We start from the raw sequence: 26714 nt of genomic DNA, 5'->3' as shown, positions 1-26714 counted from the left end.
TGTCCCGGTGACGCCCCATCGCGCGCAAGCGCGCTCCTACGACCGCCGACGCGTGTGGGAGTGTCGTGACATCAGACCAGGCGCCGCAGCTTTGCCTGTTTAGCGGAGGCGTTGCACGCGTGACTGTGACTGCCATCCGTGACGGCGGAGCACATCATGTAGGAGCGCGCTTGCGCGCGATGAAGCTGTCGCGGTGACGCCCATCGCGCGCAAGCGCGCTCCTACGACCTCCGACGTGTGCGGGAGTGTCGTGAGATCAGACCAGACACAGCAGATTCGCCTGTTTGGCAGTGGTGTCGTATGCGTGACTGTGACCGCCATCCGTGATGGAGGCACACATCACGTAGGAGCGCGTTTGCGCGCGATGAAGCTGTCCCGGTAACACACCATCGCGCGCAAGCGCGCGCCTACGGAAGGCATATGCGTGGCCAGCCGGTGCCGCGTTCCGCACCGGGCGCATGACCTCCGCCCAAGCCTGAGTAGACAGATGCCGCAGACGGCCAGGCAGCGGGAACGCACACGATCCAATGAACCGCGCTCATAAGCCCATGCGCTTTGGCTAGCTTTATCGCACTGGCCATCCTGCGTACGCTGCGCAGCCTGGCGTTGCCGTATTGAGGCTTGCAACGCTGCGTGCGTTGCGGCGTGGGCGCTATGCGCCAACCGTGACCTCTTCAGAACAATGCCTCACAGCGCGGCGTGTGCGCATGCCACAGCTCGGTGCTCCCACGCCGTCATGTGCTGCGCTAAAGCGCAGTAGCGCTCTCCCGTTCAGTCTTCAAAGGATCCTGCATGACTTCCGCATCCACTGCTTCCGCCGCCGTGCGCGCTGCGCCCAGCGCCAGCCGCCAGACCTGGAGTGCCGTGGGGTCGTTGTCGTTGTGCGTGGCGTTGTTGATCGCCTCCGAGTTCATGCCGGTCAGCCTGCTCACGCCGATCGCGGCCGATCTGCATGCCACCGCCGGCATGGCCGGGCAGGCCATCTCCATCTCGGGGTTGTTTGCGGTGCTGGCCAGCCTGCTTATCGCGCCACTCACGTCGCGTTTCAATCGCCGACATGTGCTGATCAGCCTGAGCGCGGTGATGTTGCTGTCGTTGCTGCTGATCGCCAATGCGCATTCGTTCGGCATGTTGATGGCGGCGCGTGCGCTGCTGGGGATCACCATCGGTGGGTTCTGGGCGCTGGCCACCGCCACGGTGATGCGCATGATGCCGGAAGAGGCGGTACCCAAGGCGCTGGGCATCGTCTACATCGGCAACGCGGTGGCGACCGCATTTGCCGCGCCGTTGGGTAGCTATCTGGGCGCGGTGATCGGCTGGCGTGGCGTGTTCTGGGGCATGGTGCCGTTGGTGGCGCTGACCATCGCCTGGCAGTGGCGCAGCCTGCCCTCCTTGCCTGCGCAGGGCGGCACCTCGCTGGGCAGCATCGCTGCATTGCTCAAGCGTCGCTACGTGGCGCGCGCGATGCTGGCGATCATGTTGGGCTTCGCCGGTGCGTTCTCTGCGTTCACGTATTTCCGTCCGTTCCTGGAGAACGCCGCGCACGTGGATGTATCGCACTTATCGTTGCTGCTGCTCGGGCTGGGTCTGGCCGGTTTTGCCGGCACGTATGCCGCCACGGCCCTGCTGCCGAAGCGCTTGTTCAGTCTGCTCACGGTGTTGCCAGTGGCGTTGGGCGTGGCCACCCTGGCGATGCTGCTGACCAGCCATCTGCTGTGGGGCGTGGCAATCGCGATGATTGCGTGGGGTACGCTCAATTCGGCACTACCGGTTGCGTGGTCCACCTGGCTGAGCCGCTGCATCAAGGACGCACCGGAAGCCGGTGGCGGCCTGATGGTGGCCGCCATCCAGCTGGCCATCATGCTCGGTGGCGCACTGGGCGGCGTGCTGCTGGATCACGTGTCCATCGCCGCCACCTTCATCGGTGCCAGCGTGCTGCTGCTGGCTGCATCGCTGGTGGCCGGTAATGGCGCGCGGTTGCAGCCTTGACCGTGAAATCCTTCTCGATTTCGGCCCGCGCGGCGAGATGGTTTTAGGTTTTACGCCGCCTGCTGTGGTGAGCCACTTACGCCTGATCTGGCTGGTGCTCTCAGCGACTGGTTTGCGTGTGCGATGTACGTGCTCAGCGGCTGCGAGAGGACATGCGGAGCTTAGGGGCGCGATAGGGTCCACGGTGCAACGCATGCAGCCTGGCCACTGATCAGGCGCCCCGTTTGCTGCTGCTACAAGAATTGATCGATGCTGCGCTAGGTAGATCGGCAACGTCCAAATCAGCGCCAAACAACGGAGAGATCGACCAAAGCGAGCTGATCCGCCACATCCGCACAGGTGCTGACTCAAAGGAGGCCGAGCGGTCGCTGGCACAACGCCGGCCGCGCGCTCACACATGCACTGAACACGTCATCGGCACAATCGGTCGTCAGCCCCTCATGACAGTCACCCGTTGATTAATGTCCTGACCCTCAATGCCCACATGGGCTTTGACCTGCTCAAGCGGCGCCTCATTCTTGCCGCGTTGCGTGACGCCATTCGCGAGGTCTGCGCCGAGATCGTGTGCCTGCAGGAAGTCCTGGGCGAACACACGCTGCACGCCCGGCGACATGCGCAGTGGCCTGCCGTGGCGCACTACGAATATCTCGCAGAAACACTGTGGCCGCAGTTCTCCTATGGGCGCAATGCGGTGTATCCGCACGGGCACCATGGCAACGCGGTGTTGTCGAAGTTTCCTATCTCAAGTTTCGCCAATCACGATGTGTCCGTGCCCGGCCACGAGCCACGGGGGGTATTGCACTCGGTGCTGCAGGTGCCGGGCTGGTCGGAGGAGCTACACGTGTTCTGCGTGCACCTCGGCTTGCACGAAGCGCACCGGCAGCAGCAGATCAGGCTGCTGTGCGCGCGCGTGGCCGCGCTCCCGGCCGATGCGCCGGTCGTGGTGGCGGGCGACTTCAACGACTGGCGGGCGCGCGGCCATCCGCTGCTCACGCGCTGTGGTCTGGTCGAGGCCGTCGAATGCATGCACGGGCGCGTGGCACGCAGCTTCCCCTCGCGCTTTCCGGTCTTGCCGCTGGACCGCATCTATCTGCGCAATCTGCGGGTGGTGCAGGCGCGCGTCTTGTCCGGTCCGCCATGGTCGCGGCTCTCCGATCACTTGCCGTTACTGGCGAGTATCGCGCCATGAGTCAGCAGCCCGCGCTCTGCTGGCGCCAAGGGCATCGCATGCGCCTGCTGGAAAATGGCGAGGACTACTTCGCACGCATCTACCAGGTGATCGCCGCCGCGCAAGACGAGATTCTGCTGGAAACGTTCATCCTGTTCGACGATGCGGTGGGCCTGCAGTTGCAGCAGCACCTGATCGACGCGGCACAGCGCGGCGTGCGGGTACACCTGCTGGTGGACGCATTCGGCTCGCGCGCACTGTCCGCGCAGTACGTACGCGACCTTGCCGAGGCAGGCGTGCAACTGCGCCTGTTCGACCCGGAGCCCACACCGCTGCGCAGACGCATCAACGTGTTCCGCCGCCTGCATCGCAAGCTGCTCGTCGTCGACCAGGCCATTGCCTTCGTCGGCGGCATCAACTATTCGGCCGATCAACTGGCCGGGTCAGGGCCGCAGGGCAAGCAGGATTACGCCATCGAGCTGCAGGGGCCGGTGGTGCGTGATATCGCTGCCTTCATGCAGCAGGCCGCGCGTGGCAGCGGGACCGGCGAGGGCTGGACGCCGGATCCGTCATCACCCGCATCAACAGCTGCTGAGAGCGGTGAGGTTTGCTTTGTCGCGCGTGACAACGGCTCACGCTCGCGGAGCATCGAACAGGCGTACCGGCAGGCATTTGCCGATGCGCGGCAGGAAATCATCATCGCCAACGCATACTTCTTCCCGGGCTATGGATTGCTGCGTGATCTGTGTGCGGCCGCGCGGCGCGGCGTCCAGGTGCGCCTCATCGTGCAGGGACAACCCGACACCCCGCTTGCCTTGTTGGCGGCGCGCTTGCTGTACCGCCAGCTGCTCGCTGCCGGTGCGCAGGTCTTCGAGTACTGCGAGCGGCCGTTCCATGGCAAGGTTTCGGTGATCGATGGGCACTGGAGTACGGTTGGTTCCAGCAACCTGGATCCACTGAGCCTGGCACTGAACCTGGAGGCGAACGTGCTGGTACGCAACCATGCCTTCGCAGAGGTCTTGCGTGAGCGCCTGCAACGGTTGATGACGCATCACTGTCAGCGCGTGGAGCCGGCACACGTCCCACGCAGCCGCTTCTGGGAGCTGCTGACACGGCCATTGCTGTTCCACGTGATGCGCTATTTTCCGCGATGGGCGCGCCACCTGCGTGGCCAGTTTGCATGAGCCGATGCATTGCCCACATCCGCCGGGCGCGTCCCTAACTAGAACGACGGCTGTGATCGTTCGAGGGTAACCCCTGCATTGGTGAAGACGCGGGCGAGGTGTCGATTATTCAGTGCATCGGCATGTACCGCGATCTATCTGGAACCGCGCATCACCGTTGCGATCACGCCACCTGCGCTGCACGTTCGTCGAAGCCCAAATCCTGCCGCAGCGAGGTCACGCAGGCCTCCACGAAGCTGCGCACTTTGGAGGAACCACGGCGGCCGGCCAGGTACACCACATGCACCGGTTCTGGGGCGATCTCGAACGCATCCAGCACGCTGCACAGCGTGCCCGCTTGCAGGTGAGCACGCACCTGGTACGACGGCGCTTGCGTCAGCCCCCAGCCCTGCAGTGCCGCGCCGATCGCAGCATTGAACGCGCTGACGGTGAGCCGCGACTCCACAGTGACCAGATGCGCGGTGCCGTCGATCTGGAACGGCCATTTGTGCGCGCGTTCTGCGGCGGAGGTCGAGATGGTGGCGTGCGTGCGCAGCGCGTCGGGATGCTGTGGCGTGCCGTGTGCGGCCAGATAGCCCGGGGAGGCGACCACCATGCGCCGCACGCTGCCGACCGGGATGGCGGTCAGGCCCGAATCCGGCAGCGTGCCGATGCGCACCGCCACGTCGATACCTTCTTCCAGTAGCGGCACCACGCGGTCCACCATCACCGCGCGGATTGCGATGGACGGATACATCGCAAGAAATCGCGTCAGTACCGGCGTGACATGCAGCGCACCGAACATCTGTGGCGCGGTGACGGTGAGCAGGCCGCTGGGGTTTGCGTGCAGCCCGCTGGCGCGGCCTTCCATCTCTTCAAGTTCGGCGAGCAGGCGCCGGCAGTCGGCGGCGAACTGTTGGCCGGCATCCGTGAGCCGCATGCTGCGCGTGGTGCGCACCACAAGCAGCACGCCGAGGCGGCTTTCCAGCTGCGCGATGGTGCGCGTGACCGTCGCCGTGGATAGCCCGAGCCGCCGCGCCACGCCGGCAAAGCTGCTGTCCTCGGCCAGGGCGGCGAACAACGTCATTTCCTGGATACGGTCCATCGGTGCGCTGTGCCTGGGTGAAGTGCACAGTATCCACCGGCGCATGGGGCACTGGTTTGTCCGGCGATCATTCCCCGCCGTTTCGCATGCTGACGCATCGCCGCGTTGCAGCGGGCGCAATGGTGAATTGAGCGCCAGGTTGGTTCTACGCATTGGCGGCCAGGCCTAGCATTGCCGCCTGTTCACCGCCCGGACCGTCATGACGCAACTCCCCACATCTGCCGCTGCCGCGCCCGCCATCACCGCGCCGGATCTCAAGCGGCGCCAGCTACTCGCACATGCGGTCGGGACCGCTGTTGCCTTGGGCGCCGGCGCCGTGAGTACCACTACCGCGGCTTCCACCTCTTCGACCACCAAGGAACTCTCCATGTCCAGCAACGCCACCCCACGCGTCACCTTCCATACCCAGCAGGTGGGCGATGTGGAGGTGTTTTATCGCCAGGCCGGCCCCAAGGACGCACCGGTGCTGTTGCTGTTGCACGGCTTCCCTAGTGCCAGCGATATGTTCCGCGACCTGATGCCGCTGCTGGCCAGCCGGTATCGCCTGATCGCGCCGGATCTGCCGGGGTTCGGCAATACCCAGGCGCCCCCGCGCGCGCAGTTTGCGTACACCTTCGAGCAGCTCTACAAGGTGATCGAAGGTTTTACCGAAGCGCTTGGGCTCACACGCTACAGCCTGTACGTGTTCGACTACGGTGCGCCGATTGGGTTGCGTCTGGCTGCGGCCAATCCGCACAAGATCAGCGCCATCATCAGCCAGAACGGCAACGCATATCTGGAAGGCTTCAGCGACGAATGGGGCACCTGGCAAGCGTATTGGCGTGACCCCACGCCCGCCCATCGCGAGGCCTGCCGCGCGTCGTTGTCGCCGCAGACCATCCGCGACTGGCAGTACGGCACCGGCGCCGATCCGGCCAGGCTGTCGCCGGACGGCTATACGCTGGATATCGCCTACATGGCGCGCCCGGGTGCCGAAGAGATCCAGCTCGACCTGATCTTGGACTACCGCAGCAATGTGGCCGCCTACGACGCATTCCACGCGTATTTCCGCGCGCAGCAGCCACCGCTGCTCGCGGTGTGGGGCAAGCACGACCCGGCCTTCATTCCCGCAGGCGCACACGCCTATCGCAAGGACCTGCCAAACGCCGAAGTGCATCTACTCGATGCCGGCCACTTCGCGCTGGAGACGCATGCGGTGGAAATCGCGCAGTACATCGGCGACTTCCTGGAGCGGCTGCCGCGCGGCGTGGGCTAGGCCGGTCGCTGCGTGCGCCTGCTACGCACGCAGCGACGGGGATGCGTCTGCGTGCCGCATCGGTTGGCAGCGCCCTGCTACGGTGTGGTCGTGATTTTTCCGAAGGGACACCATGATTGCCACGTCGCACCGATGGAGTGGGTTGCTGGTGCTTGCCAGCCTGTTAGCAGCGTCTGCGTTTGCGGGAACGCCCGACGGTGGCTACCGGCAACCACCGGAGCCATTGCTGAGCGTGATGCGCGCGCCGTTGTATCCCTCATCACTCCCGGATCCCACGGGCAAGACACTGCTCCTGGCGCAGCGCACTGCGTATCCGCCGATTGCGCGCGTGGCCGAGCCCTATCTGAAGCTCGCTGGCGTGCGGGTCGAGCCGCGCACACATAGTCGGCACGACAGGCGCAATAGCTATGGCATTCGCTCCTGCCTGGCGGGTTTGAGCCTGGTCGATATCGCGAGCGGCAAGCAGACCGACATCGCACTGCCGGCCGAGGCGTGCCCCGCGCAACCGGTGTGGTCGCCGGATGGACGTCGTTTCGCGTTCAACAACACCGCTGCCGATCGTGTGGAGTTATGGCTTGGCGACGTGGCCACCGGCAGCGTGCGCCGTATCGATGGCGTGCAGCTCAATCCAGTGCTCGACGGCGAAATCCAATGGCTGGGCGGCAGCGACACGCTGTTGGTGAAGGCAGTCCCGCAAGACCTGGGCGCCGCGCCGCGCAAGGCAGCGGTGCCGCCCGGCCCGGAGGTCAAGGAGACCATCCAGGGCAAGGGCGAGAGCAGCACGTACGAAGCACGCGACACGCTGTCCAGCCCGGAAGACGAGGCGTTGTTTACCTATTACGCAACCTCGCAGCTGCTCACCGTCGATGCCGCCAACGGCAGCGTGACCAAGCTGGCAGCACCGGCCGTCTACGCGGAGGTCGATGGTGCGCCGGATGGGGCGCATGTGCTGGTGGAGCGTTTGAAGCGGCCTTATTCGTATGTCACCACCTACGCACGCTTCGCGCGCGATGTGGCGGTGCTCGACCGACGCAACGGCAGCGAGCGCGTGTTGGCCACGCTGCCGGTCGCCGACCGTGTGCCGGTACAAGGCGTGCCAACTGGACCGCGTGCCTATGCCTGGCGCGCCAATCAGCCGGCCACGCTGATCTGGGCGGAAGCGCTGGATGGCGGCGACTGGAAAGCGACGGTGCCGGCACGCGACAAACTGCTGACCCTGTCAGCGCCATTCACCGCCAAACCACGCGAGCTTGCACGCGTGCAGCAACGCTTCGACGGGCTGTCGTGGTTTGCCCGGGGTGGAAAGGCACTGCTGGACGACTATGACGAGAACCGCCATTGGCGACGCACCACGCTGCTGGACACCGACCACCCTGGCGTTGCCGGACGTGTGCTGTTCGATCTCTCCACCGATGACCTGTACGCCGATCCGGGCAAGCCGGTCCTGCAGACGCTGGGCAACGGCCAATCCGTGGTGCGCGAGCAGCAAGGCGCGCTGTTTCTGGGCGGCAAGGGCGCGTCGCCGGCGGGTGACCGTCCCTTCCTGGATCGCTACGATCTGGCCACCGGCAAGACCACGCGGCTATTCCGCAGCGCTGCCGATGTCGACGAGTTGTTCTCGGGGTTTGCGGGCGACGACGCGTCGCGCCTGTTGACCTGGTACCAGTCGCCGACAGCGCCGCCCAACATCCATCTGCGCACGCTCGGTCAGCCGTTGCCGCCCACAGCCGCAGGCGAGGCCGTGTATACCTCCACCGCCATGCCGATCACACACTTCCCGGACGCCACGCCGTTGGTACGGCAAATCAAGAAGCGACTGGTGACCTACAAGCGCAAGGATGGCGTGGCGTTGTCGTTCACTCTGTACACGCCGCCCGGCTACACCGAAGGCACGCGTGTGCCGGCGATCCTGTATGCCTACCCGCTGGACTATGCCGACCCCTCCAAAGCCGGCCAGGTCAGCGGCGCCAGCGAGCGCGACTTCACGCGTCTGTGGGATTATCAGCTGCTGTTGCTGGCCGGCTATGCCATCATCGACGAAACCGCCTTCCCGATCGTCGGCGATCCCAAGACCGCCTACGACACCTATCTGCAGCAGTTGGTCGACAACGCCACCGCCGCAGTGGACAAGGCCGTGGAGCTGGGTGTGGTTGACCGTCAACGCATCGGCGTCACCGGCCACAGCCACGGCGCGCTGATGACGGCCAACCTGTTGGCGCGTACCGATCTGTTCCGTGCCGGCGCCGCCACCAGTGGCAGCTACAACAAGACGCTGACGCCGTTCGGCTTTCAGAACGAGCGTCGTTCGTTCTGGGCGGCGCCCGAGGTCTATGCACAGGCGTCGGCGTTCTTTCATGCCGACAAGATCAACGAACCGTTGCTGATCGTGCATGGCATGGACGACGCAAACCCGGGCACGGAAACCACGCAGGCGCCACGCCTGTTCCAGGCGATCCGCGGCAACGGCGGCACCGCGCGTCTGGTACTGCTGCCGTTCGAACCGCACTGGTACACCGCGCGCGAATCCAACGAGGACCTGGTGGCGGAAATGCTCGACTGGTTCGATCGCTATGTGAAGAATGCGCCACCGCGCGATGCGGGCAGCAAGCCAACGCGCTGAGTGACGTGGCACTGCCGCGCATGATGTGCAGTTGGCATTGACGTCGACGCCGGGTCGAGTGCTCTGTGCAGGAAAAGGATGTCTGGCAAGGCGCGTTTCGGCCGCACGTGGCGAGCGATTACAGTCGCGGCCGTATCGCTGTGCAGGCAGGCGCTTTGCCGGTTCAAGCGCGTCGTTGCAAGCCAGGCGACGATGCGGTCAGCCATTGCGCGACGTGCAAATAGCCCGCGACGTGCCGCCCTCGATCTACTAGGGGAGAGTTGAACACGACAAGGCGTAAAAACCTAAGCCCGACTCATGGACCGGCGCATGGCTTGTCCCGATCGACTGCTTCAATCGGATGCCACGGGATGTCTGCATGCCGACAGATGGAAACGATGCAGCCATGTTGCGAGCGCTGGAACAATGCCGCCAGCGCAAGCAGGTTCCGCCGTTGCGCTGCGCTCAAGCATGCTTGGCGATCTGTGCAACGGATCGATGTGAAGTGGCAAGCACCTCACACCAAAGAGAAACGTATCGGGCTTAATCCACCGACAGTGATCCCAGCGTAAAGCCGGATACGGCATTCACCTTGCCGCGCCACAGCACGCCACGGTTGCTGGGCAGCGGCTGTCCGCCGGGCGAGAAGCAACGCGAATCGATCAGGTGAATGAATTGCGGCGGCCTGCTGCTTTGCTGTGCATCGTCCTCGGTGTCGTAGATGCTGGCGTGGCTGGCAAACGCACGACGGATATCCTCTTTTTCCTCGGTATCGCCGGGATACGCGGCGGAAAATTCCTGCGCAAATGCTTCGAAGTACTGCTTTCCGCTGACAAGCTGGCCGGAAACGATGATGCCTTCGACAAATAGCGTGATGCCAAACTGCACGTTCGACGTGTTGACGGTCGCGACCAGCTTCTGCAGATACCAATCCAGGCTCTGGCCGTCGAACACCAGCTTGACGTCTTCCAGGCTCGGTTGATTGTCTTCTTGATCTGTCATGCGGCTCTCCTTAGTGGAAGGTTTGATGCGGCTGTCGAAATAAACGCGGCTACGTACCTACTCATCGCCGCGCATGCCCAAGAAAGCAAGTGCATCCTGTCCAGGAATTGGTGCAGCTGGGTCCGCTATGGTCGCCTTGGAGAGCATGCGCGGAGTCTATGACATGTTCAGTCTGTCAGCTTGCCTCGACTGCGGCTATCGCTCGAAGGAGCTAGCTCGTGCTGCTGACGGGAATTCTGCGCACACGCGCTTCCCAAGCGAATAAATCAGCATATATTCTGGGCCATCTGGCAGTCGCGGCGAGGTGTGGCGATGTCCCTTGCGGCTCGCGGTCGGTTGAATTGCGGCTCATTACAGGCCTTCAGTATCAGGCGAATCTACTGAGGCGCCGGTTAGAGGTGGCTCTTTTAACTCTAGTCAGTTTCGGTAGCGCGGCACTTATGCAGGTCTCTTAATTGTGAAGTGCAGATAAAACCAAGCCATGTCGAAAGAGGAGGCGAGTCGCCCTGCCACTGATAGGATGCGGTGGTCAAAAAACAGCATTGCGTGCGCGTCGCACAGTGAACACCTGGAGATGTGTTGCCACTTACAAGCATGTTGCCGGGCGAAGAAAGACTTGTTTTTGCGGTGGATTGGTTACCTTTCGGTCAAGATTTCTCCACTGTGTAGGGATAGATGCCGCATAAAATACTGTCGAAAAATGCAAATTGCTGGTCCATGAGGGATACTTATTGCCAGAGAATTGGGAGGCGAATCTTGCGTACGCGTAGCGTCTGCTTTCAGAGACGCTGGTGGACGATCTAAAAAATCCGCTCTTGCTCACCTGTATGGATACAGTTCTTTGCGGTCAAGGTCGACACGAAGCTGCGGCCATGCATTTGCGGCAAGCCATAGCCAACGCATCACAAGACAGAAATGCCTTCTTCAATCTCGGCGTCACTGCTCAACTCCAGAACGGCGGAGAAGCCACGATGTTCTTTAATAAGTCAGTGCAGTTTCAGTCATCGCCTCACTCCTGGGAGGCATACTTCGACCCTCAGGCGCACTGAAGAGCGATAGGCGATGTGCAGTTCTTCACTTAACGGGCGCCCTAAGATGTGGAGGCTAGAGCCTGAGTTCTTCCTTCCAAGGCACGTGGATTGAGTGCCAGGAAAAACTTATCCACAGGATTGTGCATGGTTGCAGGGAGCTATCACTCATACACTTAAGCTCAACTCATACAACTGGATGGTCAGATGGCTGTTCAAACTAAGCGTCGTCGCTTCTCGGCTAGGTTGGAAAATCGCGGCCCATTGATTTTCGATGATGCACCGGCAACTCTACGCATTGGATATATCAAGCTGCTACTACCAACCTATGTGGGTGAGAGCCGGTCTACGCGACTAGCGAGGCGGGAGCCCCTGGGAATTGATGAGGTGCACGAGTTATTTTTAGCTCGATGCCGTATCGATGGGGATCCGCACGAATGGGGCGAAAGCAGTTCTTGGGAAGCGCTAACCACACATTTGAAAAGTAGCTGCTGGGCGCAATTCTTTGACTTTGTTGAATTATTAGGTGAAATGCTCATCGAAAAAAATGATTGCATTCCATTTGATAGTCCTGCCAAATTCGATGGTTACAGGGTTCGAATAAACGACCTTATGGATGAGGAAAATATTGGCTGGCAGATGGATTTTCATGGGGAGCTGAAGCGTAAGATCCGCGCAATGGATCGGTCAATCACTTCAGCTGAAGCTGCACTCGATGGCCGGTTCAGGAGTGCTCGCGAGCACTACAGGCGTTCAATGAGGTACTTGCTAACCCATCCCGTCGATGAGGCAAACAGTATCCGGGAAATTATCAGCGCTTTGGAGAGCGTCACCAAGGTCATCGTCCCTAAAGCCGCCACTCTTGGTAGTGGGTTAAAAGAACTTCGAAAGAAAAGTAATCTCAATCGCTGGGGCTTGGAAATAATAGAGAAATTATATGCATATTCGAACGAATCTCCGTTCATTCGTCATGGACAAATTAATGGAGTGGCTCCCACGAGAGTCGAAGCTGAAATGATTGTGCAGACCGCTCTAGCGATGATTTGCTACCTAATCGAAGCGGGTGGAGATAATGTCGAGCGGGTTTGAAATAAAATTTTATCTTTTTGCGTTCGGCTTTATAAGCCTTGCAGGCATCAGTTGTAATGGCTTTTGGCGCAGGTGTGGATACAAACCTATAAAAACGGCCGGTCTTGGTACATACAATCTTGTCTACCCACTTGGATGGATCTAAGCCCCAAGCCTTACCACCCAGCCACCGCGCCGTCCGAGCGTGGATCACTCGCGCCGCTAATGACGTCATCTACCTCACGCACCAGGGCGCCGGCGTGCCCCATCACCGAGCTATAGGCCTGTAACAGTTCGACGGCGTGGCCGGCGTCGCGCAGTGCTTGCACCACCGCCGGGTCGAAGCGGTCTTCCAGCTTCAACGTGGTGCTGTCTTCGCCCCAAGTGCGGCCGAGTAGCCAGCGCGGTGCGGTGATGGCCTGTTGCAGCGGCATGCCGAAGTGGGCGTAGCGCGAGAACAGCGCGGCCTGGGTTTGCGGTTGGCCTTCGCCGCCCATGGTGCCGTAGGCCATGACGCGGCCGTCGTCGAAGGTGGCCAGGGCGGGGTTGAGGGTGTGGAAGGGTTTGCGGCCTGGGGCAAGTGCATTCCAGCCGTCGGTGGCGAGGCGAAAGCTGCAGCCGCGGTTCTGCCAGGTGATGCCGGTATGCGGCAGCACCAGGCCGGAACCGAATTCGAAATAGGTGGACTGGATGCAGCTCACCGCGCGGCCCTGCGCGTCGATGGCGCCGAACCAGACGGTGTCGCCGGCCTGCGAGGGCTGCGGCCAGGGCAGGGCCGCGTGCAGGTCGATGCGGGCGGCCAATGCGTCCAGCGCAGCGCTGTCGTCGAGCAGGGCTTGTGCGTCGAGCGTCATCCAGGCGCGGTCGCCGATGTGGGCGTCGCGAATCAGGAAGGCCTGTTTGGTGGCTTCGATCAAGCCATGCAGGTGCGCGAAGCTGTCTGCCTGCGTGGCCGGCAGGCGGTCGAACAGCGCCAGGATCAACAGCGAGGCCAGCCCTTGCGTGGGCGGTGCGTGGTTATACAAACGTGCGCCGGTGATGGCGACTGAGAGCGGCACGCTGGCCTCGGCGGTGTGTGCGGCCAGGTCATCCGCATGCAAGGGGCTGCCGAGTGCGCGTAGGTCGGCGGCGATGTCATCGGCGAGCGCGCCGCGGTAGAAACTGTCCAGGCCATCGTGCGCCAGCCGTTGCAGGGTGCGCGCGAGGTGCGGTTGCTGCAGCACGGCGCCCTCATGCAGGGGCGCGCCGCGCGGCTCGAAGATGCGCGCATAGGCGCCCGGCAGGCAACGCAGTTCATCGCCCTTGCTGGCGGCGATGTGCGCACCGCCGAGCGTGATTGGCACGCCCACCTCGGCATGGTGAATGGCCTCTTCCAGCAGCTGCTGCAGCGGGAGCGTGCCACCACCGTGCTGGAGCGCAAGCGCCCAGCCGGAGACGGTGCCGGCCACGGTATTGGCGGCGCCCGGGCCGCGCCAGGGGATGTGGGCGTGGCCGCGATAGAAGTCCAGCGTGGCCGCCTGTGCCGCACGGCCGCAGGCGTCGATGGCGTGTACGCGGCCGTCGGGTTCGTGGATCAGCCAGAAGCCATCGCCGCCGATGCCGGTCATGTGCGGATACACCACGGCCAGACAGGCGGCGGTGGCCACCGCTGCTTCGATGGCGTTGCCGCCGGCGCGCAGGATGTCGCGCCCGGCCTGCGCGGCCAGATGGTGAGGCGCGACCACCATGCCGCGGCGTGCGCGCAAGGTGTGCAGCATCAGCGTGTCTCCGCCGGTGCGCTGAAGGCGAGCAGCCCATCGCGTTCGAGTTGCGCGGCCAGCGCGAACAGACGGTCTTCGCGGCCTGGCGCGGCAATCAGCTGCACGCCCAGCGGCAAGCGACCCGGGCGCGGTAGCGGCGCGGCCAGCACCGGGCAGGCGGCCAGCCCAAGCGGCTGGGTGAAGATGCCCAGGTTGGCGCGTGCCGAGACCGGCAGGCCATCGATGATGATGCTCTCTTGGTCGATGCGTGGCGCCACGCCCGGCGTGGCCGGCGCGATCAACACATCCACACGGTCCCACAACATGCGCATGGCCCGCGCGAACCATTGCGCGAAGTGGTGTGCATCGGCCACCGCGCTGGCCGGCAATTGCAGGCCGGCCAACAGGCGGTCGCGGGTGGCTGGGTCGAATTGGGCGGCCTGTGTGCTGAGGGCGTTGCGATGGCGGTGCCCGCCCTCGGCGGCGGTGAGCACGAAGGCGGCGGCGCGTGCGCGCTCGGCGTCTGGCAAGTCCACGATGGTGGTGCTGCCGATGGCGGCGAGCAGCGTGCCGAGGCCGGCCTCCAGTTCGGGATCGAGATTGCGTTGGAACCAGCCGCCCAGTTGCGCGATGCGCAGCGTCTCCATGCTGCAAGCGGGCACCGGGTGGCCCTGCATCACTTCGTAGACGCGGCGCAGGTCGGCGACCGAGGTCGCGAACGGGCCCACCACATCCAGCGCATCCACGAACGGGAACACGCCCTGCAACGGCAGCGCGCCGTGGGTCGGTCGCAACCCGTACACGCCGCACAGGGCAGCCGGCACGCGGATGGAGCCATTGGTGTCCGAGCCCAGTGCAAATGGCACCCATCCAGCTGCCACCGCGGCGGCCGAGCCACCGGACGAGCCGCCAGCCAGATGGCGATGGTCGTGTGGATTGGCGGTGGTGCCGTAATGCGCGTTGACCGTGGCAAAGCCGTAGGCGAATTCGTCCATGTTGGCGGTGCCCACCAGCACTGCACCGGCATCGCTCAGGCGCTGCACCACAGCCGCATCGCGCGTGGCCGGCGCGCTCTGTGCGCGCAGCGCAGCACCAGCGGTGGTGACCTGCCCGGCCACATCGAACAGATCCTTGACCACGAACGGCACGCCGGCCAGCGCGCCGCCATCGCTGCCGCCGGCCAGCGCGGCCTGCACGCGCGCGGCATCGGCCGCGGCGCGCGCCGGCAACAAGCGGGTGATGGCATGCAGGCCGTCGTTGGCCTGATTGATGCGGCCCAGTGTCTGGGTGGCCAGGCGCGCCGCCTGTGCGGGCTGGCTGCGCGTGCTGCCGACGATGGAGGCGATCTGCCCGCGCGAAGTGCTTGTTTCCGGTGATGCGGGGCGCGGTGCGTCGAAGCTGGCGAGCAGCTGCGCGTGACCACGCAGGACCTCGGTGTTGCGATCGATGCCGGCCTGCCACTGCGCTGGGAGTTGCATGGGGTCACCTTGGTTTGCTGGGAGTCGCGGGGGTGGGTGTTGCTCGAGCCCCTCTCCCGCCGGGAGAGGGGTTGGGGTGAGGGTGCCCCGCTAGTTGGAGATGTATCAGGTACGCGTTTACCTTGCTTGCCACCTACTCAACTGGCGTGGCGTCTTTATCGGGTGACGTACCCTCATCCGCCCTTCGGGCACCTTCTCCCGACGGGAGAAGGGGGAGCGGTAAACCGACTGCTGGTGGTTGCGGCGCAGTGAGGTGATCGACCAATAGCTGCTCAAACGCCTGCACATTCACCGCATGCACCACCGTCTGTGCCTGTTCGCCCAGTCCAGGCTGATAGCCCGGCGCCCACGACAGGATGTCGCCATAGCCTGCGTCGAACGCGGTGTTGGTGTCGATGTAGAGCGTTTCGGTGTGCGTTGCCAATTCGGGGCGCAGCCACACCGCGGTGGCCAGCTCGTCCCACATCGGAAAGCCGGTTTCGCGGCGACGCAATGCGTGGCCGATGGGGGTATCGGCCGCGCTCATGCGCGCCAATAGCTCCGGGGTGAGTTCGGTGGCGGTGGAGGGATCCACCGGCACCATGGTGATCTTGCGCCACGGTGCACACATGACGATGCTGGCGGCTTCCGGATCCCAGCGGATGTTGAATTCGCGGCGTGGCGAGTTGACGAACTCGCGCGCAAATTGGCGCGCACTCACGCTGTCGCGCTGCTGCCGTGGATTGAGGCTGCCGCCCATGTAGACCAGTTCGCGCGCCAGCGTGGCGAAGGCCGGGTCCAGCGCCTGCGCGAGGGCCAGGTTGGTCAACGGGCCAGTGGCAATGATGCTCACCTCGCCGGGGTACTGGCGCACCATGCGCAGCATGAACAACGCCGCCGGTTCGTCGGATGCGCGCACCACGCTGGGGTTGCCCAGTGGCAGATCGGGCACCACGTCGTGCGCGTGATAACGCGGCGCGCTCTGCACGGTGTCGCCATCCACCCAGTGTTTGGTCCATGCGCCTTTCCACACCAGCTTGCCGTACAGCGCTTCCCACCGTTCGGCGGCCAGCTCGCTGTTGAGCAGCGGATGCACCGGGCCGGGATGCACCGGAATCTGCGGCTGCCCGGCCAGTTCCAGCAGGCGGCAGCTGTGTGCGATCACTTCATCGCGCCAGATGTTGCCGCTGACCGCGCTGATGCCGAGCACCTCGACCTCTGGCGACTGCAGCAGCAACAACTGCGCAGGCGTGAAGCCGTCGATGTCGTCTTCGAGGATGACGCGGCGTTTGGATGAGGCGGCGTGCGAGTGGGTCATTGCGCTGTGGTCATGGAGGGAAAATGTATTGCAGCGGCGATACAGCGGAAGTCGCGTTGTAGGAGCGCGCTTGCGCGCGATGAGGCGTTATCGATGAAGCCTCTTCGCGCGCAAGCGCGCTCCTATGGGTTATGTGTCAGCTGGTGTTGTCTGCACTTTGCGCTGCTCCATCAGCATGCGCTCGTACTGCGCCAGATCGGTTTCAAGCTGCCATTGCAGCCGTGCCTTCTCGCTGCTCTGGCGAAATGCTTGGCACCCAGCATCATCGGTTTCGCGCTGTAATGCAGTGGCGCAGGCCTGCGCAGCTTTACCGTTGGCGCTCCACAGGCTCGCGCCCGGCAGGAAGCTGTACGTCAGCCCGTTGCGGGCGAGTTGCTTGAGCGTGGGGTACTCGATGCCCTGCTCCTGCACTGCGCGTTGATATTCATGGGTCATGTCCGCGCGCGACACGCCGGCATCGTCGGTGGAGAGCACCACCGGCACACCGGCGCGCAGATACATCGCCAACGGATGCGCGGCCCCGGTAACGCCCAGGATCACATCGTTACTGGTGAGGTTGATCTCCACCGCCACCTGGTCGCGGCGCATGCGCTGCAGCAGCCCTTGCGCGTCGTCTTCGTAAGGCAGATCCACGCCATGACCGATGCGCCGCGCGCCGGCATCCACCGCCTGGCGGATATGCGAGCGCAGCTGTGCGGGCGGCACCAGGCCCAGGGTCAGCTCGCCGGCATGCAAGGACAACGGCACGCCGGGGTAGCGCTGTGCAAAGAATCGGAACATCGCCATGTGGCGCGCGTAATCGGCCACCGCCACCGGGTTGTCCTCGGGCGCGACGATGTTCACCGCCACCGCGCGGCTGCCGCCGGCGGCCACGAGCGCATGGGCGAGCGCCATCTGCCCGAACACCCGCGGCGCAGGCAGCACACGCAACACATACGGCACATAGCGGTACTGCACCTGGCAGGCCGCGCGTGGCTGCGCCTGGTCACACTGCAGGACGCGGCGCACCTGCGCGTCGAGGTCGGCAAGACTGCGCTGCGCGGCCTGCACCAGCGGCGGCAGCGCGTTCTGCAGTTCGCGCAGGTTGGCGGCATCGTCGGTGCCATGCCAGGGCAGCGCCTGCATGCGCTGCGCGGCGTCGTCCATCTGCGGTGGGTTGGCGATGATTTCCACGTACGGCACGCGGTCGCGCGCGGCCTGCTCCAGCACGGCGGCCACGGTGTCGGCCACGCGTGCGCGCACCACCGCATCGAATTTGCCGAAGGTGCTGAAGAACTGCCCGTGCCCGCTGGGTTGGGATGGGCTGGCCAGGTGATTGCGCATCGACAAGGCATCCACCACGCGGCCATACAACGCGGTATCGCGCGTGGCCAGCCCGCGTGCGGGCACCTGGCCGGCCACGCACGGCGGTGCGCGCAGGCTCAGGTCGTCCAGCTGCACGCAGGCGCCGTCTTCGCTGGCCCACTGCAGGTAGTCCTCGGCATACACCGAGCCGGAGAGATGGTTATGCAGGTCGCCGCCCTTGGGCATGGCCTGCAGCCAACTGCGCAGTTGCGCCGATTGGCCGGCCCCATCGCGAAACAACTGCGCAACCTGCTGCTCGCGCGATTGTGCCGGCGCAGGCGTTTGGCGCGCCTGCGCAAGTGCGGGCAGCAGCGCGCACACGGTAAGGATCAGACAACGACGCAGCATGGGCATCCAGAAAACTCGCAAGAAGGTGTGCCGGCGCGCACGGGCGCCCAGCGGAGGGGTAGCTTGCCTTGCAGTGCGTTGCACGGCCAGCGCGCTGCGCGCCTGCAGGCAGCGCGGTGCAGGCGCGTCACTCCAGTGCATAGCGCAGCACGAACAGGCCGGCGATGGCCCAGGTGGCCGGATGCACCTCACGCCAACGCCCGCTGCCCAGCCGGAGCACCGCATAGGTGATGAAGCCCAACGCCAACCCATTGGCGATCGAATAGGTGAACGGCATCGCCAGCATGCACATGGCGGCCGGCAACGCTTCGCCGACATCGTCCCACTGCAGATGCGCGCACTCGCGCAGCATCACTGCCGCCAGATACAGCAACGCCGGTGCGGTGGCATAGGCCGGCACCATGGCCGCCAGGGGCGAGAACAGCAGGGCCAGCGGGAACAGCGCGGCCACCACCAGCGCGGTCAGCCCGGTGCGCCCACCCACCTGCACGCCGGCGGCGCTTTCCACATAAGCCGTGGTGCTGGAGGTGCCAAGCAGCGAGCCGGCCAGGATGGCGCTGCTGTCGGCGAGCAGGGCACGGTCGAACTGGCGGCGCTGGGCTGCGGTGCGCAGCAAGCCGGCGCGCTGCGCCACCCCCATCAAGGTGCCGGTGGCATCGAACATCTCCACCAGCACGAACACCAGCACCACGTGCAGTACCGCGGTGAATGCGCCTTCGCCAGCGTGGCCCTGCAGGGCACCGGCAATATCCAGTTGCAGCAAGGTGGGTGCCAGGCTCGGCGGCAGCGCGATCACGCCCTGGTACTGCACCAGCCCGAGTGCGAGCGCCGCAGCGGTAACCGCCAGGATGCCGAGCAGCATCGCTCCGTGCACGCGCCGCAGCTCCAGCACGCCGATCAGCAGCAACCCGGCCAACGCCAGCAAGGGCTCGGGCCGGTGCAGGTCACCCAGGGTGATCAAGGTCTGCGGGTGGGCCACCACCAGCCCGGCTTTCTGCAGGCCGATCACCGCCAGGAACAGGCCGATACCGGCGGCGATTGCGCTGCGTAACGTGGTGGGGATGCCGTCCACCAGCCACCGGCGCGCGCCGGTGAGGGTGAGCAGCAGGAATACGCAGCCGGACACGAACACCAGGCCCAGCGTCTGTTGCCAGCTGTAGCCCAGGGTGCCCACCACGCTGAAGGCGAAGAAGGCGTTCAAGCCCATGCCGGGCGCCATGCCGATCGGGTAATTGGCCAGCAGGCCCATCACCACCGAGCCGAATGCCGCGGCCAGGCAGGTGGCCACGAACACCGCGCCGTGATCCATGCCGGTAGTGGCCAGGATGTCCGGGTTGACGAACACGATGTAGGCCATCGTGAGGAAGGTGGTGGCGCCGGCCAGCAGCTCGGTGCGCACATTGCTGCCGTTGGCGGCAAGCGCAAAGTTGGGCCAGCGCATCAGGCGCGCCCCAGCGGCCGGCAGGCGGCGGCACAGCAGAACAGTGTCATCGGCAACATCTCATCGAACGCAGGCACCGGCGCATAAGCGCGGGCTGCGTATCTTGCACTGTGCGCGGTGGCATGCCGTGGACGTGTTGCCCGAAATGGGCAGTGGCCTGTGGATCGCGTTGGTTGGCAACGCTTGATGGGAAGGTTGCAGCGCGCCGTTGCGCCACGCGTGTGCCTGGCTCGTGCTCTCGCTGGATGGCGGCGAGCGTGACCCAGCGGTACCAGTGATGGCAGGTGTCGCTAGCGGGGACATAGATCACAGCGTGTTTGAGCATCGCCAACGCGCCCGCGCTTGATCGTTGCCGCGTCGGTCGCATCACGTGTCGGCCCTGTCGCTGTGCTCAAAGGTCCAGCACCAGCCGGGGCGTACGGCTGCGCGAACAGCACAGGGTGATCTGCGTGTTCTGCGCATGTTCGCTATCGCTGAGCACGCTGTCGCGGTGATCGGGCACGCCATCGAGCACGCCGGTCAGGCAGGCCCCGCACATGCCTTGCTCGCACGACAGCGGCACCTCCACGCCTGCGGCCATCAGCGCATTGGCGATACTGCAATCGGCCGCCACCTGCACCACGCGACCGCTGGCGGACAGCTCCACTTCGAAGGCGTCGTCGGCGGCGTGCGGCACGGCCGGCGCGACCGCGGCGAAGTGTTCGCGATGCAGCTGCGTCGGCGCCCAGCCCTGCGCCAGGGCCAGCGCGCTGAAGTGATCCATGAACGCGGCCGGCCCGCACAGATACAGCTGGTCACGCGTGCGTGCCTGGCGCAGTTCGGTGGGGATGTGCACACGCGGGCTCTCGCCGTCATCGCTCAGATGCACCTGCACCTGGCCATGCTGGAAGCCCTGCTGCAGGCGCTGCCCGAAGGCCACATCCGCCTGCCGGCGCGCGTAGTAGTGCAGCACGAAGGCCTCGCCGCGCGCCTCCAGCGCCTCGGCCATCGACAGCAGCGGAGTAATGCCGATGCCGGCGGCCAGCAGCACATGGCGTTCGCCCGGGTGTAACGGGAACAGGTTGCGCGGCGTGGAGATCTGCAGCCGGTCGCCGGCCGCGAGTTGTTCGCACAGATGCCGCGAGCCGCCGCGCGAGGCATCGGCCAGCTTCACGCACAACAGGTAATGGTCGCGCGCATGCGGCGCGCTGGCGATGGAGTACTGGCGGATCAAGCCGTCGGGCAGGTGCAGGTCCACATGCGCGCCGGCTTCGAACGCCGGCAATTCCGCGCCGATCGGCTCCAGCCGGATCGCCCGCTGGCGATGCCCCTGGTCGACGACTTCCGCCACACGCACCTCATGCAGGCTCATGCCGTCATCCTCGCCGGTCAACGCAGGAAAAAGTCGCTATAGCCCTGGCTGCGCAGGCCACGGCGATAGGCGATCGAACTGCGATCGGCGGGGATGTGCACTTCCAGCAGCGGGTCCAGCGGCAGGTATTCGGGGCGCTGCGCTTCCACCATCGCGCGGTCTTCCTCGAATACGCGCAGGTTGAAGGCATGCACGTCCTCTACCGGCAGATGGGTGTCGAAATTGCGCGCAATCGGCACCAGCAGCCGGGTCTTGTGCTTGGACACCGGGCTGGCCGCGTTCATGATCACCAGCCGCTTGCCCGGCACCGGGAAGTGGATGGTGAGCGTGGCGGTGAATGGCAGGTGCACTTCGAAATGGCGCAGCCACTGGAAGCCGGGGTCCACGTCGGGCAGTGGCATATCCACCGAATAATTGGCCACGCTGCTGAGGTAATCGGCGTTGAAACCGGTCGGCGTTTCGGTGGTGGTGTAGGCCGGCACTTCGCGCTTGTCCGGCTGGGCGAAGGTGGCGGTGTGCACGAAGGCGAAATGCGCCACGTCGATAAAGCCTTCCAGCTGCCGCGCGGCGCTGCCGGCGATGTCGAAGCCCGGGCACACGATCTGCTGGAAGCCGTCTTCGTCCCAGCCCGGCATCGGCGGGATATGCACCTCCGCCGCGCTCACCCCGGCCGGCTTGGACAGGCACACCCAGATCAGCCCGTAGCGCTCGGCCACCGCATAGGTGTGCAACCGCATCTTGGCGGGGATGTTCTGGTTGGGGCTGGCCGGGATGTGGTTGCAGCGCCCGCCCGCGCCGAAGCGCAGCCCGTGATAGGCGCACACCACCCCGGCGCCATCGGCGCTGCCCATGCTCAGCGGCACGCCGCGGTGCGGGCAGACATCGCGCGCGGCCACCAGCTCGGCACCCAGCCGGTACAGCACCAACGGCTCGTCCAGCAGCATGGCCTTGAACGGCGCCTCGCTCACCTCGCTGCTCAGCGCCACCGCGTGCCAATGCTGGGCCAGGCGCTGCCAGTCGGCGGCCTCAAAGGTGCAGTGCAGCGGCAGGGCGGGGACGGCGACATCCATGGGGCGGTCTCTGGCGTAAGGCGGGAGCGGTGCCGGATTGACTCTAGGAAGCCGGGGGTGTGTGATCAAACATCGTTTTTCCGCCAAGCCATTGCAAAAAATGCAACGGCCAACCGAGCCCGCCCCATGCTGACCTTCTCCCGCTTCACCCGCTACTTCATCGAAGTGGCCCGCTGCGGCAGCATCCGCAAGGCATCGGACGTGCTGCACGTGTCCGCCTCGGCGATCGACCGGCAGATCCTCAAGGCCGAAGAAGAGCTGGGCGCGCAGCTGTTCGAACGCCTGCCCGGCCGCCTGCGGCTCACTGCCGCCGGCGAGCTGCTGCTGGTGGACGTGCGCCAGTGGGAGAAGGCCTACGCACGCACGCTGGAGCGCTTCGACGAGCTCAAGGGGCTGCGCCGCGGGCACGTGGAGATCGCCATGATCGACGCGCTCAGCGAGGGCGTAGTGCCGGCCGCGGTGGCGGCGCTGGTGCAGGAATACCCCGGCATCACCTTCAATCTGTCCACCGCGCGCAACCAGCGCGTGATGGAGATGGTGACCTCGGCGGATGTGGACATCGGCCTGCTGCTGGACCCGGTGAGCAGCGTGGACCTGGAGGTGCGTGCATTTGCCGACATTCCGCTCGGCATTGCGATGCCGGTGGGTCACCCGTTGAGCAGCCGCAGCGAGCTGCAGCTGAGCGAAACGCTGGAGCACCGCCTGCTGCTGCCGGCTGCGCCGTTGATCGTGGGCGAGCACGCCAAGGTGCTGTACCAGCGCCAGCATATCGACGTGAAGCGGCTCACCCATTGCAACGACGTGCGCACGCTGCGCGGGCTGGTGCGGGCTGGCGCCGGCGTGGGCCTGATGTCGTGGCTGGACGCCGCGCCCGACGTGGCCGACGGCCGCCTGGCCTTCGTACCGTTCCGCCAGCACCTGACCAAACCGATGACCCTGGCCCTGTGCGTGGCCCCGCAGCGCCAGCTCTCGCGTTCGGCACAGCTGGCGATCCAGGCGCTGGCGGCGAAAATCGACGCGATGGCGGTGCCGGCGGTGGGTTGAACCCCTCTCCCTCCTGGAAGAAGGGAGCAAAGCCCCTCTCCCCTCGGGGCGAGCGGGCACAGTTTGCGCGCCACTGGCGCGCGTGCCTTGGAGCGCCCGCGTCGCAAACGCGGGCCGGGGCGCGGAGCGGGGGTCGGGGTGAGGGTACGGCGGCGCAGCAGTCGGTGCAGCACTTCTGAAGGCGCGTGGCGACGCGTTTGTCACTGCAGGCACTGACAGATGCAGGAGGCGCCATCCGGCGCTGCGCGCCACCTTCTCCCGATGGGAGAAGGGACGCCAAGCGCATACAACTTCGGTTAGTTAAACTTGCCAGGCTTCCCCCACACGACACCCGCACCATGCAGTTGATCGATATCGGCGCCAACCTCACCCATGACTCCTTCGATCGCGATCGCGACGCCGTGTTGCAACGTGCGCGCGATGCCGGTGTGGCGCAGCTGGTGATCACCGGTGCCAGCCGCGAGCATTCGCCGCTGGCCCTGCAGCTGGCGCAGCAGCACCCCGGATTTCTTTACGCCACCGCCGGCGTGCATCCGCACCATGCGGTGGAATTCACCGCCGAATGCGAGCGGGAAATGCGCGCGCTGCAGGCCCAGCCGCAGGTGGTGGCGGTGGGCGAATGCGGGCTGGATTATTACCGCGATTTCGCGCCGCGCCCGGCCCAGCACAAGGCCTTCGAACGGCAGCTGCAGCTGGCCGCCGATAACGGCAAACCGCTGTTCCTGCATCAGCGCGATGCGCATGACGATTTCCTCTCGATCATGCGCGCGTTCGACGGCCGCCTGGGCGCGGCGGTGGTGCACTGCTTCACCGGCACGCGCGAAGAACTGTTCGATTACCTGGACCGCGATTACTACATCGGCATCACCGGCTGGTTGTGCGACGAGCGCCGCGGCGCGCATCTGCGCGAGCTGGTGCGCAACATCCCGGCCAACCGGCTGATGATCGAAACCGATGCGCCCTACTTGCTGCCACGCACGCTCAAGCCGCTGCCCAAGGACCGCCGCAACGAACCGATGTTTCTCTCGCACATTGTCGAAGAGCTGGCGCGCGACCGCGGCGAAGATGTCGCGGTGACCGCTGCCAACAGCACGGCCGCCGCGCGCGCATTCTTCCGGCTGCCGGTGCCTGCCACCGCCGAGTGAGTGCGGCGGCGGTGTTCACGCCGCCAGCAATTCCCAGCCTTGCGCATCGCGCAATCGCAGGCCTGGCTGCGGCGCGTCCACGCTGACGCGCAGGCCGCTGGCCCACGGCAGTTGGCGTTGTTGCGGAAACCAGCGCCGCGCCTGGTTCACCACGATCAACAGCCCGTGGTCGTCGCCGAGCGCGGCAAACCCTTCCAGCGTCGGTGCAAACGGCTGCACGCCGAAGTGATGGCCCACGCTGCTGGTCACCGCAGCCACATTGTTGCTGGGCAGCCCGATCTCGCTCAGGCACAGCAGTTCGCTACCGTGAAACGCACCCTCGCCGGTGGGTGCGTCCTGCAGCGCGTTGCGGGCGATCAGTTCGAGCACGGCGCCATCGGGGCCGGCGAAATACACCGACTGCGATTGCCACACGCCATCGAGCTGGAAGCGCTCCTGGCCATGTGGATCGGTGAGCAGCGCGGCACGTGCGCCGATCCAGGCAGCTGCCGCATCGAAGCGCGCAGGTGCCACATTGAAGGCCAGATGCACGCTACCCACCGGCTGCTGCGCCTGCACGCATTCCAACGTGCTCCAGCCGATGTGCACGCTGTTGCCGGAGAGCGGCAGCTGCAGCACATCACGATAGAAGCGCAGGGTGAGATCCGGATCCAGACACGGCAACAGCAGATGACGCAGACGCATGGAAGCACACCAGTCAGAAGGTGCGCCCATTCAACGACCTAAAGCATGGTTGAGGTCAAGCGGTTTGTCTGCGGTGCCTCCGCACACATGGAGTGCGAACAGACACATGCTCTTGTAGGAGCGCACTTGTGCGCGAACGCATTACCGGTAAAGCCACATCGCGCGCAAGCGTGCTCCTACGTGGCTGTGCAATGCGCAGCTGCTGCGTGTGCAGCGCGCACGCGTGGAGTGCGCATAGGCACGTGCCCTTGTAGGAGCGCACTCGTGCGCGAACGCATTACCGTTAAAGCCACATCGCGCGCAAGCGCGCTCCTACGTGGGTGTGCACAGCGCAGCTGCTTCATGTGCAGCCCGCATGTATGGAGTGCACATAGGCACATGCCCTTGTAGGAGCGCACTCGTGCGCGAACGCATTACCGTTAAAGCCACATCGCGCGCAAGCGCGCTCCTACCTGGCCAACGACATCGCAGCCATCTGCCGCCACTCACCTACCCTCAAATCAACTCCGCCAACGCCCACAAATGCCGCACCAATGGCGCGCTCTCCAACGCTCCCGGCGAGACCGCCAAGGCCAGGCGGGCCAGCGGCATCTGGCCTTCGATGTCCAGATAGCGCACGCCGGGCAGCTGCAGCTGTGCCGTGGAGGCGGGTACCACCGACACACCCAATTCGGCGGCCACCAGATTGACGATCGACGACATCTGCGGCGCTTCCTGGGTGATGCGCAAGGTCACGCCGGAGGCGCGGCAGGCGGCCAGGATCTCGTCGTACAGGCTGGAGCCGAAGCTGCGCGGAAACAGGATGAACGGCTCGCCGGCCAGGGCCGCCAACGGTGCACTGTCCAACGCGGCAAGCCGGTGCGCGGCGGGCACGGCAATCTTCATCGGTTCGTCGGCAAAGCGCAGCAGCTGCAGGTCCGGGGGCGTGCTCAGACCGTAACGCACGAACGCCGCATCCAGCTTTCCTTCGGCTAGGGCCACCAGCAAGCCGGCGGTGTTGGTTTCTTCCAGCAGCAGCTCCACCTGTGGCCACTGCCGGCGGAAATCGCGGATCAGCCGTGGCACCACCGGGTTGAACGCGGCCGAGGCGGTGAAGCCCAGCCGCAGCCGGCCGGATTCGCCACGCGCCACGCGGCGTGCGGTTTCGGCAGCCCGTTCCACATCGACCAACACCCGGCGCACTTCGCCCAGGAACGCCTCGCCGGCCGCGGTGAGTTCGGCGCCGGCATGGGTGCGACGGAACAGCGGCGTGCCCAAGTCGCGTTCCAGCGCCTGGATCTGCTGGCTCAGCGGCGGTTGCCCGATGCCCACGCGTGCCGCGGCGCGGGTGAAGTTGCCTTCTTCGGCAACGGCCAGGAAATAGCGCAGGTGGCGAAGTTCCAAGGTATCTGTTTCG

General features: G+C 65.1%; 19 protein-coding genes. 8 read left to right on the top strand and 11 right to left on the bottom strand.

From position 1 onward, the window contains the following. Positions 1-792 precede the first annotated feature (792 nt). The 3 genes from QRM60_RS12715 (at position 793) to clsB (ending at position 4341) form a co-directional block, all read left to right on the top strand. Positions 793-1989: an MFS transporter gene (locus tag QRM60_RS12715; protein WP_119960577.1), complete on the top strand. Its 1197-nt coding sequence runs from the start codon at positions 793-795 to the stop codon at positions 1987-1989. 454 nt (positions 1990-2443) lie between these two features. After that, entirely contained in the window at positions 2444-3178 is a 735-nt protein-coding gene (locus QRM60_RS12710; RefSeq protein WP_285446331.1) for an endonuclease/exonuclease/phosphatase family protein, read from the top strand. Further along, positions 3175-4341, top strand: a complete 1167-nt coding sequence (gene clsB, locus QRM60_RS12705; RefSeq protein ID WP_285446330.1) for a cardiolipin synthase ClsB — start codon at positions 3175-3177, stop codon at positions 4339-4341. Before QRM60_RS12710 ends, clsB begins: the two co-directional genes overlap by 4 nt. Before the next feature lie 163 nt (positions 4342-4504). On the opposite strand, the gene QRM60_RS12700 is transcribed toward clsB, so the two are convergent. Continuing rightward, on the bottom strand, positions 4505-5425 hold the full coding sequence (locus QRM60_RS12700; RefSeq protein WP_285446329.1) for a LysR family transcriptional regulator: 921 nt from the start codon (positions 5423-5425) through the stop codon (positions 4505-4507). A 367-nt stretch (positions 5426-5792) separates the two neighbouring features. On the opposite strand from QRM60_RS12700, the gene QRM60_RS12695 reads away from it, so the two are divergent. Further along, positions 5793-6680, top strand: coding sequence for an alpha/beta hydrolase (locus QRM60_RS12695; protein WP_285446328.1), 888 nt, complete (start codon positions 5793-5795; stop codon positions 6678-6680). A 112-nt stretch (positions 6681-6792) separates the two neighbouring features. After that, a complete protein-coding gene (locus tag QRM60_RS12690) occupies positions 6793-9300 on the top strand; it encodes a prolyl oligopeptidase family serine peptidase (protein ID WP_285446327.1) in 2508 nt (835 codons plus the stop codon). A 522-nt stretch (positions 9301-9822) separates the two neighbouring features. Here QRM60_RS12690 and gvpU read toward each other — a convergent pair. Further along, positions 9823-10281, bottom strand: coding sequence for a gas vesicle accessory protein GvpU (gene gvpU, locus QRM60_RS12685; protein WP_285446326.1), 459 nt, complete (start codon positions 10279-10281; stop codon positions 9823-9825). Positions 10282-11516: 1235 nt separating this feature from the next. On the opposite strand from gvpU, the gene QRM60_RS12680 reads away from it, so the two are divergent. After that, positions 11517-12398 carry a hypothetical protein gene (locus QRM60_RS12680; RefSeq protein ID WP_285446325.1) on the top strand — a complete coding sequence of 294 codons (882 nt, stop codon included), beginning with the start codon at positions 11517-11519 and terminating at the stop codon, positions 12396-12398. 155 nt (positions 12399-12553) lie between these two features. On the opposite strand, the gene QRM60_RS12675 is transcribed toward QRM60_RS12680, so the two are convergent. From QRM60_RS12675 to QRM60_RS12645, 7 genes are all read right to left on the bottom strand, one after another. Further along, a complete protein-coding gene (locus QRM60_RS12675; protein ID WP_285446324.1) occupies positions 12554-14134 on the bottom strand; it encodes a gamma-glutamyltransferase family protein in 1581 nt (526 codons plus the stop codon). Further along, on the bottom strand, positions 14134-15594 hold the full coding sequence (locus tag QRM60_RS12670; protein ID WP_285446323.1) for an AtzE family amidohydrolase: 1461 nt from the start codon (positions 15592-15594) through the stop codon (positions 14134-14136). Before QRM60_RS12670 ends, QRM60_RS12675 begins: the two co-directional genes overlap by 1 nt. Positions 15595-15727: 133 nt before the next feature. Next, positions 15728-16891, bottom strand: coding sequence for a nucleoside hydrolase (locus QRM60_RS12665; protein ID WP_285446322.1), 1164 nt, complete (start codon positions 16889-16891; stop codon positions 15728-15730). A 129-nt stretch (positions 16892-17020) separates the two neighbouring features. Continuing rightward, positions 17021-18589 carry an adenosine deaminase gene (locus QRM60_RS12660; RefSeq protein WP_285446321.1) on the bottom strand — a complete coding sequence of 523 codons (1569 nt, stop codon included), beginning with the start codon at positions 18587-18589 and terminating at the stop codon, positions 17021-17023. Between the two features lie 121 nt (positions 18590-18710). After that, complete coding sequence (locus QRM60_RS12655) at positions 18711-20024, bottom strand: NCS2 family permease (protein ID WP_285446320.1); 1314 nt, start codon at positions 20022-20024, stop codon at positions 18711-18713. 391 nt (positions 20025-20415) lie between these two features. Further along, positions 20416-21375, bottom strand: a complete 960-nt coding sequence (locus tag QRM60_RS12650; RefSeq protein ID WP_161962849.1) for a PDR/VanB family oxidoreductase — start codon at positions 21373-21375, stop codon at positions 20416-20418. A gap of 17 nt (positions 21376-21392) precedes the next feature. Then, positions 21393-22445: an aromatic ring-hydroxylating dioxygenase subunit alpha gene (locus QRM60_RS12645; RefSeq protein ID WP_285446319.1), complete on the bottom strand. Its 1053-nt coding sequence runs from the start codon at positions 22443-22445 to the stop codon at positions 21393-21395. 126 nt (positions 22446-22571) lie between these two features. Between QRM60_RS12645 and QRM60_RS12640 the strand changes: the two genes are divergently transcribed. Further along, positions 22572-23489 carry a LysR family transcriptional regulator gene (locus QRM60_RS12640; RefSeq protein WP_011035553.1) on the top strand — a complete coding sequence of 306 codons (918 nt, stop codon included), beginning with the start codon at positions 22572-22574 and terminating at the stop codon, positions 23487-23489. Positions 23490-23827: 338 nt separating this feature from the next. Beyond that, positions 23828-24634 (top strand): TatD family hydrolase, encoded by an 807-nt coding sequence (locus QRM60_RS12635; protein WP_050911977.1) that lies wholly within the window; start codon positions 23828-23830, stop codon positions 24632-24634. 15 nt (positions 24635-24649) lie between these two features. Here QRM60_RS12635 and QRM60_RS12630 read toward each other — a convergent pair whose 3' ends face one another. Together QRM60_RS12630 and QRM60_RS12625 are read right to left on the bottom strand one after the other, a co-directional pair. After that, positions 24650-25318, bottom strand: a complete 669-nt coding sequence (locus QRM60_RS12630) for a hypothetical protein (protein ID WP_285446318.1) — start codon at positions 25316-25318, stop codon at positions 24650-24652. Between the two features lie 495 nt (positions 25319-25813). Further along, on the bottom strand, positions 25814-26701 hold the full coding sequence (locus tag QRM60_RS12625) for a LysR family transcriptional regulator (RefSeq protein ID WP_014509352.1): 888 nt from the start codon (positions 26699-26701) through the stop codon (positions 25814-25816). Positions 26702-26714: the final 13 nt, after the last annotated feature.

It is taken from the genome of Xanthomonas sp. fls2-241-TYG-148, from assembly GCF_030208815.1.
Lineage (GTDB): Bacteria > Pseudomonadota > Gammaproteobacteria > Xanthomonadales > Xanthomonadaceae > Xanthomonas > Xanthomonas campestris.
This window is presented reverse-complemented; position numbering and strand designations above follow the sequence as displayed.